Source organism: Clostridium sp. AF34-10BH, assembly GCF_003478095.1.
GTDB lineage: Bacteria > Bacillota > Clostridia > Lachnospirales > Lachnospiraceae > Acetatifactor > Acetatifactor acetigignens.
In genome coordinates this window covers 1-10,143 of the sequence record NZ_QUEC01000054.1, presented here as the reverse complement: position 1 = coordinate 10,143, position 10,143 = coordinate 1, and the positions used below count along the sequence as shown (strand labels likewise).

Annotated in this window: 5 protein-coding genes; 4 read left to right on the top strand and 1 reads right to left on the bottom strand. The window is 46.6% G+C overall.

Going from position 1 to position 10,143, the window contains the following annotated elements; translation table 11 throughout:
* Window positions 1–387: 387 nt before the first annotated feature.
* Window positions 388–933 carry a stage V sporulation protein T gene (spoVT, locus tag DWZ61_RS19030; protein WP_118503700.1) on the top strand — a complete coding sequence of 182 codons (546 nt, stop codon included), beginning with the start codon at window positions 388–390 and terminating at the stop codon, window positions 931–933.
* Window positions 934–1,039: 106 nt separating this feature from the next.
* Window positions 1,040–2,335, top strand: a complete 1,296-nt coding sequence (locus DWZ61_RS19025) for an ATP-binding protein (RefSeq protein ID WP_118540079.1) — start codon at window positions 1,040–1,042, stop codon at window positions 2,333–2,335.
* A 43-nt stretch (window positions 2,336–2,378) separates the two neighbouring features.
* On the opposite strand, the gene DWZ61_RS19020 is transcribed toward DWZ61_RS19025, so the two are convergent.
* Window positions 2,379–3,674, bottom strand: a complete 1,296-nt coding sequence (locus tag DWZ61_RS19020; protein WP_118540078.1) for a diguanylate cyclase — start codon at window positions 3,672–3,674, stop codon at window positions 2,379–2,381.
* Window positions 3,675–4,180: 506 nt separating this feature from the next.
* Between DWZ61_RS19020 and ileS the strand changes: the two genes are divergently transcribed.
* Both ileS and DWZ61_RS19010 read left to right on the top strand, forming a co-directional pair.
* Window positions 4,181–7,333, top strand: coding sequence for an isoleucine--tRNA ligase (ileS, locus tag DWZ61_RS19015; protein ID WP_118540077.1), 3,153 nt, complete (start codon window positions 4,181–4,183; stop codon window positions 7,331–7,333).
* 255 nt (window positions 7,334–7,588) lie between these two features.
* On the top strand, window positions 7,589–10,093 hold the full coding sequence (locus DWZ61_RS19010) for a glycogen/starch/alpha-glucan phosphorylase (protein WP_227732886.1): 2,505 nt from the start codon (window positions 7,589–7,591) through the stop codon (window positions 10,091–10,093).
* Window positions 10,094–10,143 lie beyond the last annotated feature (50 nt).

Genomic DNA, 10,143 nt, shown 5'->3' with positions numbered 1-10,143 from the left:
TTATGAACCCTTATATAAGTGCGCCCAAAAATCTACTTTATTTTTCACTCTTTAAACTCTCCCATAAAAAATTGTCGTAAACAGAATAAGTGTAACATAGAAATAAGGAAAATACAGTACGAAACAGTCTGATTGAGAATGGAAAAATTCGATCATGCAAGAGTAAAAATTGAATGGATGCATTTTAATTTTAATATAAAACAATCATTCTGAGGGAAAATACAGAACTGCTATAAATATAAGCCAGCAATGGCGCTGCTGAATGACGGTGTATCTGGCAATTTAAAGTATATTTTTTCCTGCATTTCGCATACTAACTGCAACGTTAATGATTAGTAATGCGAGATGATGATTTATCTTACGCAATATATCATGGAGGAAAAAATGATGAAAGCAACCGGAATTGTAAGAAGAATAGATGACCTGGGACGCATCGTGATCCCGAAGGAGATCCGCCGCACGTTACACATCAGAGAGAGTGATCCGCTGGAGATATTCACCGACAGAGAGGGGCAGGTCATCCTGAAAAAATATTCCCCCATCGGAGAGATGACCACATTTGCCAAACAGTATGCGGAAAGCCTGGCACAGGTGTCGGGACATGCCACACTGATCGCGGACAGAGACCAGTTCATCGCCGTCTCAGGAGGCTGTAAGCAGCTGTTAAATAAATCCGTGAGCCGTCAACTGGAAGAGAAGGTCAATAACAGAGAGACTGTGATTGCCGCAAAAGGAGACCGCAACTATGTCAACATTGCGGAGGACATTGCCGTGGACTATGCCTGGCAGCTGATCACGCCGATCATCTGCGAAGGGGACATCATCGGAAGTGTGATCCTGTTGGAAAATGACGGGAAGAGCAAAATGGGAGAAGTGGAGCAGAAACTGGCTCTGTCTGCGGCGGGCTTCCTGGGCAGACAGATGGAACAATAATCTTTTCCAAAAATGAAGCAAGTATGTTGATTTTCAGTTAAATTATCCATATAATAGAATAGAAAAGTGCAACCAGTTGCAAAAATCTATTCCAGGGAGAAAATATATGGATATTCGCAGAGATTTCTATTTGGAAAAGTTAATAAAAAGAAAGAGCAATGGATTAATCAAGGTGATTACCGGTATTCGAAGATGTGGTAAGTCTTATCTGCTGAATAACATTTTCTATCATCATTTGTTAGATTCCGATGTGGAAGCAGACCATATCATACGGTTTGCCTTTGATTCTGCGGATGATCTTTACCTGATCGGTGAAAGTCTTATTCAGATCGAAAAGGAAAAGCGGGGTGTGGATCCGGAGAAATTTATGGCATATATTCGGTCGAAAACTACAGGAGAGGGAATATATTATCTGCTGTTGGATGAAATTCAGATGCTGGATTGTTTTGAGGCTGTTTTGAATGGATACCTTCGCAAAGAGAATATTGATGTGTTTGTGACGGGAAGTAACGCAAAACTGTTGTCAAAGGATATTGCTACGGAATTTGCAGGCAGGGGTGATGAAATTCATATGTACCCTCTCAGCTTTGCTGAATTTATGTCTGTTTATAACGGAGATAAATATACCGGGTTATCTGAATATATGCTTTACGGTGGAATTCCATTAGTGGTTCTGCGGGATGGTGCCGGGGATAAAGCAACAGCGCTGCAGAATTTATTTAACGAAATTTATATCCGTGATATTACGAAACGGAATCGTATAAAGAATATTGGGGAACTGGAAGACCTGCTAAATATTCTTTCCTCTGCGATCGGTTCGTTGACCAATCCGGAAAAACTAAAGAACACTTTTAAAACCGTGAAGAAATCTAAAATTACTTCTGCAACCATAAAGAAATATTTGGATTACTTTGAAGATTCTTTTTTGATAGAGTCAGCACAGCGTTATGATATTAAAGGAAAGTCATATATAGAGACTCCTAAGAAATATTATTTTTCTGATTTGGGGCTTCGGAATGCCAGAATTCATTTCCGGCAGTTGGAGCAGACACATTCCATGGAAAATGTAATCTATAACGAACTCCGGATGCGGGGATATAGTGTGGATGTAGGTGTTGTCCCTATCGCAGAAAAAGATTTGGAAGGAAAGGTAAACCGCAGGCAACTGGAAGTGGATTTTGTCTGCAATCTTGGTTCTGCCAGATATTACATTCAATCGGCATATTCTCTTCCGGATGAAGCAAAGCGGACGCAGGAAATCCGACCGTTCCGGAAGATTGATGACTCTTTTAAGAAACTTGTCATTACAAAAGATATTGTGCAGCCATATTATGATGAATATGGTATTCTGACAATCAATATTTATGATTTCCTGTTGAATCCGGAATGCCTGCAAGGTTAAAGATAACAAGATCAGAAACAAATAAAAAACGGTCGTAACCGGGTTAAGATACCACCTGGTTACGACCGTTTGTCTTACCGATATATAATTTCTCATCAGCTTCTTTTAATAATGCAGGAATATCTTTGTCGGGGTCACAGATCAGACCGAAGGTCATATTTACTTTTACGTGCTGCCCTTCGTAGAGTGTATCCAGTTCGTGGATTTTGTCCATGAGAAGCTCCAGCTGCTTCCGGGCTTCTGTAAGATCTACATTTTCAAATACCAGTAGAAATTCCTCACCACCCCAACGCGCGGCAAAGCCACGGCGCCACATATGCTGTTTCAGCAGGGCAGAAACATTTTTCAGTACGGTATCCCCGCATTCATGACCGTAGGTATCGTTAACCTTTTTGAAAAAGTCAATATCTCCGATGGCGAGCGCAAAAGAATGGCGGGAGGATCTGGCTTCCTCGAAGATCTGCCGCAGCTTTTTGTCTCCGCTGCGGCGGTTGTACAGCTCGGTCAGGGCATCCTGCTCGATCATGGTACGAAGAGAACGCTGCATGGACAGGGCACAGCGACCGATATCACCTAACTCATCACTGCGCTTTGTTACGGAATGATCCAGTGTGGCGTTCAGATTCCCGGAGGCTACTTCCGACAGGAAACTATGGATATGGAGTAATACAGCCACGAATCTTCTGGTGTAAAAATAGATGCAGACAGATACGAGAGCCACAAAACCGATGATCAGCCACGTCAGCGGATAGACGTAATTCTGAATGGATAGGGAGACTGTTTCACTGGGTCTGCCCACAAAAAGCATTCCGACGACGCTGCCGTCCTGATTGCGCAGAGGTATATAGTAGGAAAAATAAGCTTTGCCGTTAATGAGGGTATGAGTGTAGAAATGATTTTCGCCGGTGTTCAAAACATCCCGGATCACAATATCGGGAGCACCGGAACCGACGATGCGTTCATCCTGGGCATTATACAGGGTCGTCAGAATGCGGGTATCCTGATAGAACAGGGTGATGTCCAGTCCGGTATCCTCTTTGAACTGATCCAGAAGAGAATAGTCCCTGGTGATATCCGTCTCTCCTTTATACAGAAGATAAGCAACATCTCCCTCCAGGTGGTAATCGCCGGGATAGGCAGCGTTCAGAAGTGTAGTGGCACTTTTCGTGGCATCATACAATTCACGTTCCACTTCCTGATACATAGTTTTTGTGAACCATTGGGAAGTGAAAAACAACATCGCAATTCCCAACGCCAGTAAAGGAAGCAGTCCGATCGCCTGCAGAGTATATGATATTTTACCGCCGCTTTTTTTGGGCGTATTTTGCGTATTTTCCATAGAATTCCCTGCCCCTTCCGGTAAGATCGGTACACATATCAGTATTAATATAATTATATGAAATAAATGTCGGAAAAGCAAGAAATAAAAGCTTTATAAGCAAATCTCAACATCCGGCTTGACAACGCAAAAAAATGAGATATATAATAGCGGTATATCAAAAATGCATTGACGAAGAGAGTAACTTTTCCGCAGAAAGGCAAAGCGAGCCGGTGATGGTGAGAGACCGGTGCGAGTAAGGGAATCGTGAAAATCACTTCTGAGCTGTCAGAACCAAAGCGTATGCCGGTAGTTCTGGACGGAATCCCGCCGTTATCGGGAAGCATATCACTCCTATATAATAGGAAGTATGTTGTAAGAGGTGGTTAACGAATGCATAAGCTTCGTCCTGTTACGGGACGGAGCTTATTTTTGTACTATTCAGAGGAAAGCATCGAAGATGCGATTTTGTGAATGAGGCGCTGAATAGTACAAAAGCTGTAATAAGAAAAGAAAGGAAGCGCACTATGTACAAGCAGGTACCTACAAGCCTGAATTTCGTAGACCGTGAGAAAGCCGTCGAGAAATTCTGGGAAGACAACGACATTTTCAAAAAAAGTATGGAGCATCGTAAGGAAGGCGAAACCTATACCTTCTACGACGGACCGCCTACCGCTAACGGTAAGCCTCACATCGGTCATGTAGAGACCCGTACCATCAAGGATATGATCCCCAGATACCGTACCATGAAGGGATATATGGTTCCCCGTAAGGCCGGCTGGGATACTCACGGACTTCCCGTAGAACTGGAAGTCGAGAAGATGCTGGGTCTGGACGGTAAGGAGCAGATCGAGGAATACGGTCTGGCACCTTTCATTGACAAATGTAAAGAGAGCGTCTGGAAATATAAGGGAATGTGGGAAGATTTCTCCCGTACCGTTGGTTTCTGGGCGGACATGGATAACCCTTATGTTACCTATGATGACAATTTCATCGAGTCCGAGTGGTGGGCACTGAAGACCATCTGGGACAAGGGTCTGTTGTACAAGGGCTTCAAGATTGTTCCCTACTGCCCTCGCTGCGGAACCCCGCTGTCCAGTCACGAAGTGGCACAGGGCTATAAGGCAGTCAAAGAGCGCTCCGCTATCGTACGTTTCAAGGTAAAGGGCGAGGATGCATATTTCCTGGCATGGACCACCACTCCCTGGACCCTTCCTTCCAACGTTGCACTGTGCGTGAATCCGGAGGAGACCTACCTGAAGGTGAAGGCTGCTGACGGTTATACCTATTATATTGCAAAGGCACTGGCAGACAAGGTTCTGGGACGTCTTGCAGAAGAGGGCAAGGATGCTTACGAAGTACTGGAGACTTATGTTGGTAAGGATCTGGAGTACAAGGAGTACGAGCCTCTGTACAAGTGTGCGGGAGATGCCGCTGAAAAGCAGAAGAAAAAGGCACATTTCGTAACCTGCGACGGTTATGTAACCATGACCGACGGTACCGGTATCGTTCATATTGCACCGGCTTTCGGTGAAGACGACAGCCGTATCGGACGTAACTATGAACTGCCCTTCGTACAGTTCGTAGATGGCAAGGGTGATCTGACCGCAGAGACTCCTTATGCCGGTAAATTTGTAAAGGATGCAGATCCTCTGGTATTAAAGGATCTGGACGCAGAGGGCAAGCTGTTCGATGCACCGAAGTTCGAGCATGATTATCCTTTCTGCTGGAGATGTGATACTCCGCTGATCTACTATGCAAGAGAGTCCTGGTTCATCAAGATGACCGCTGTGAAGGATGATCTGGTACGTAATAATAAGACCATCAACTGGATCCCCGCTTCCATCGGTGAGGGACGTTTCGGCAACTGGCTGGAGAATATTCAGGACTGGGGCGTATCCCGTAACCGTTACTGGGGTACTCCGTTAAATATCTGGGAGTGCGAATGCGGACACCAGCATTCCATCGGCAGCCGTGAAGAGCTGTACAAGATGAGCGGCAATGAGAAGGCGAAGACTGTAGAATTCCATCGTCCTTACATTGACGAGATCACTATCACCTGCCCCGAGTGCGGCAAGCAGATGAAGCGTGTTCCTGAGGTGATCGACTGCTGGTTCGACTCCGGAGCAATGCCTTTTGCGCAGCATCATTATCCGTTTGAAAACAAGGATCTGTTCGAGCAGCAGTTCCCTGCCAACTTTATCTCCGAGGCAGTGGACCAGACCCGTGGATGGTTCTACTCTCTGCTAGCGGAATCCACCCTGCTCTTCAACAAGGCTCCTTACAAGAACGTTATCGTTATGGGCCATGTACAGGATGAGAACGGTCAGAAGATGAGTAAGAGTAAGGGCAATGCGGTAGATCCTTTCAACGCACTGGAGACCTACGGTGCAGATGCCATCCGTTGGTATTTCTACACCAGTTCCGCACCCTGGCTGCCGAAGAGATTCTCCGGCAAGGCCGTACAGGAAGGACAGCGTAAATTCATGGGTACCCTGTGGAACACCTACGCATTCTTCGTACTGTATGCAAATATTGACAATTTTGACGCTTCCAAATATACACTGGAATATGACAAACTGCCCGTAATGGATAAGTGGCTGCTGTCCAAGCTGAATTCTACCGTTGCAGAAGTAGACAGCAATCTGGACCAGTACCGTATCCCCGAGGCTGCCAAGGCTTTGCAGGACTTCGTCGATGAGATGAGTAACTGGTATGTAAGACGCAGCCGTGAGCGTTTCTGGGCAAAGGGTATGGAGCAGGATAAGATCAATGCCTACATGACGCTGTACACCGCACTGGTGAACATCTGTAAGGCAGCCGCACCCATGATCCCCTTCATGACCGAGGATATTTACCAGAATCTGGTAAGAAGCAATGATGCATCCGCTCCCGAGAGTATCCATCTGTGTGACTTCCCTGTAGTCAACAAGGATCACATCGACAAGAAGCTGGAAGAGGATATGGAGGATGTACTGGATGCTGTCGTTATGGGACGTGCGTGCCGTAACGAGGCTGCCATCAAGAACCGTCAGCCCATCAGCAGAATGTATATCAAGGCAGATTTCACCTTAAGTGAGTTCTACCAGGAGATCATTGAGGATGAGTTAAACGTCAAGGAAGTGGTATTCACCGATGACGTACGTGACTTTACTTCCTATACCTTCAAGCCTCAGCTGCGTACCGTAGGACCTAAATATGGCAAACAGTTAGGCGGCATCCAGAAGCACCTGGCTGCACTGGACGGCAACGCAGCCATGGATGAACTGAATGCAGACGGCGCATTAAAGTTCGATGTAGACGGTGTGGCTGTGGAACTGACCAAGGACGATCTGCTGATCGACATGGCACAGAAGGAAGGCTATGTATCTCAGGAGGACAATAAGATGACCGTTGTGCTGGATACCAACCTGACACCGGAACTGGTAGAGGAAGGCTTCGTATACGAGATCATCAGCAAGATCCAGACCATGCGTAAGGAGAGCGGCTTCGAAGTGACTGATCACATCCGCGTATCCATCAACGGCAACGACAGGCTGTCCGAGATCGCCCGGAAGAACAAAGACGCCATCAGCGGAAAGGTTCTGGCAGACGAACTGACAAGCGGTGCGGAATATGCCGTATCCAAGGAATGGAACATCAATGGCGAGAACGCAGTGATCGCTGTGGAGAGAGTATAAAAGTTCTGCAATAAAATGCCGGAATAAAGAGATTCTGTGGTTTTCCCAACGGGGAGGACCGCGGAATCTTTTTTGTTTCGCAAAAACATTTACGAAACTTACGAAAACCGGCGAAAACAGTTGGAATGCGCATGGAAGTTTGTTATAATATTACCTGTATTTGGTTAAGAATATGGATGAAATCATAACGCTATCCGGTGCGGAATATCTTGAGAAGAGTACAGTACCGGAGAGGCAATGGAGAGGAGAACACAGGTGAAAAAATCAGTAGCAGCCAGCGAGAAGCCGGTAAAGGCAAAAGAGTTCGACAAGGAGCTCTTCAAGAGAAGTGTGGAATATAATGTGCGCACCCTGTATCGTAAGAATCTGGAAGAAGCAGATGCACAGCAGATCTTCCAGGCAGTATCTTATGCGATCAAGGATCGTATCGTAGAGAACTGGATGGAGACCCAGAAGGCATATGAGAAGGAAGATCCCAAGATGGTCTACTACATGTCCATGGAGTTCCTGATGGGAAGAGCACTGGGTAATAACCTGATCAACTTAAAGGCATATAAGCCCGTAGCAGAAGCTTTGGAAGAACTGGGACTGGATCTGAACCTGATCGAAGACCAGGAGCCGGATGCAGCACTGGGTAACGGTGGTCTTGGACGTCTGGCAGCATGTTTCCTGGATTCCCTGGCAACGCTGGGATATCCCGCATACGGCTGCGGTATCCGTTATCGTTATGGCATGTTCAAGCAGGAAATCCGCGACGGTTATCAGGTAGAGGTTCCCGATAACTGGCTGATGAACGGCAATCCTTTTGAATTGCGCAGACCCGAATACGCCAAGATCGTAAAGTTCGGCGGTTATGTCAGCGTACACACCGATGAGAATGGCAGAAATGTATTTACCCAGGAAGGTTATCAGTCTGTTAAGGCAATTCCGTTTGATTTCCCCATCGTGGGTTATGGCAATGGCATTGTAAACACCCTGCGTATCTGGGATGCGGAGCCTGTAGAGTGCTTCCAGCTGGATTCCTTTGACAAGGGTGACTACCAGAAGGCGGTAGAGCAGGAGAACCTGGCACGTAATATCGTAGAGGTTCTGTATCCCAACGACAATCACTATGCAGGTAAGGAGCTGCGTCTGAAGCAGCAGTATTTCTTCATTTCCGCCTCCGTACAGGAAGCTGTAGAGAAGTACATGAGAAAGCATGACGATATCCATAAATTCTATGAGAAGGTTACGTTCCAGCTGAACGATACCCATCCTACTGTAGCAATCGCAGAGCTGATGCGTGTGCTGATGGATGATTATTATCTGACCTGGGAAGAAGCATGGGAGATCACCACCAAGACCTGCGCTTACACCAACCATACCATTATGGCGGAAGCATTGGAGAAATGGCCCATCGAACTGTTCTCCAGACTGCTTCCCAGAATCTACCAGATCGTAGAGGAGATCAACCGCAGATTCGTTCTGGATATCCAGCAGAAGTACAGCAATGTACCCGGCGTGGATGTACAGGAGAAGATCCGCAAGATGGCCATCATCTATGATGGACAGGTGAAGATGGCAAATATGGCTATCGTTTCCGGTTACTCAGTCAACGGCGTGGCAAGACTGCATACCGAGATCCTGGAGAAGCAGGAACTGAAGGACTTCTACGAGATGTTCCCGGAGCGCTTCAACAATAAGACCAACGGTATCACCCAGAGACGTTTCCTGCTGCATGCGAACCCGCTGTTAGCTGACTGGGTAACGGCTCACGTAGGTGACGACTGGATCACCGATCTGCCGCAGATCTCCCGCCTGAAGGTATATGCGGATGACAAAAAGGCACAGCAGGAATTCATGAACATTAAGTACCAGAATAAAGTACGTCTGGCAAAATACATTTTAGAGCACAATGGTATCGAAGTAGATCCCAGATCCATCTTCGATGTACAGGTAAAGCGTCTGCATGAGTACAAGAGACAGCTGCTCAATATTCTGCATGTAATGCACCTGTATAACGAACTGAAGGAGCATCCGGAGCTGGATTTCTACCCCAGAACCTTTATCTTCGGCGCCAAGGCAGCAGCCGGTTACCGCAATGCAAAGCTGACCATCAAGCTGATCAACTCCGTAGCGGATGTGGTGAACAACGATCCCGCCATCAATGGCAAGATCAAGGTTGTATTTATCGAGAACTATAACGTATCCAACGCAGAGATCATCTTTGCGGCAGCAGATGTCTCCGAGCAGATTTCTACCGCAAGTAAGGAAGCGTCCGGTACCGGTAACATGAAGTTCATGCTGAACGGTGCCCTGACTCTGGGAACCATGGACGGTGCCAATGTGGAGATTGTAGAAGAAGTGGGCGAGGAGAATGCATTCATCTTCGGTCTGTCCGCACAGGAAGTTATCAACTATGAGAACCATGGCGGATATGATCCCATGGAGATATTCAACAACGATCAGGATGTCCGCAAGGTACTGATGCAGCTGATCAATGGAACCTTTGCACCGGGAGATCCCGAACTGTTCCGTCCGCTGTACAACTCTCTGCTGAATACCCAGTGCACCGCCAAGGCAGACACCTACTTCATCCTCAAGGACTTCAAGTCCTACGCAGAGGCACAGAAGAGAGTAGAAGCCGCTTACCGCGACGAAGACAACTGGGCTAAGAGCGCTATCCTCAATGTGGCATGCTCTGGCAAGTTTACCTCCGACAGAACCATCCAGCAGTATGTGGATGAGATCTGGCATCTGGATAAAGTGGTACTGAAGTAAATGGAAAGTTAGTTAAATACATTGGCAAAATCAACGAACTCCCGGAGCAT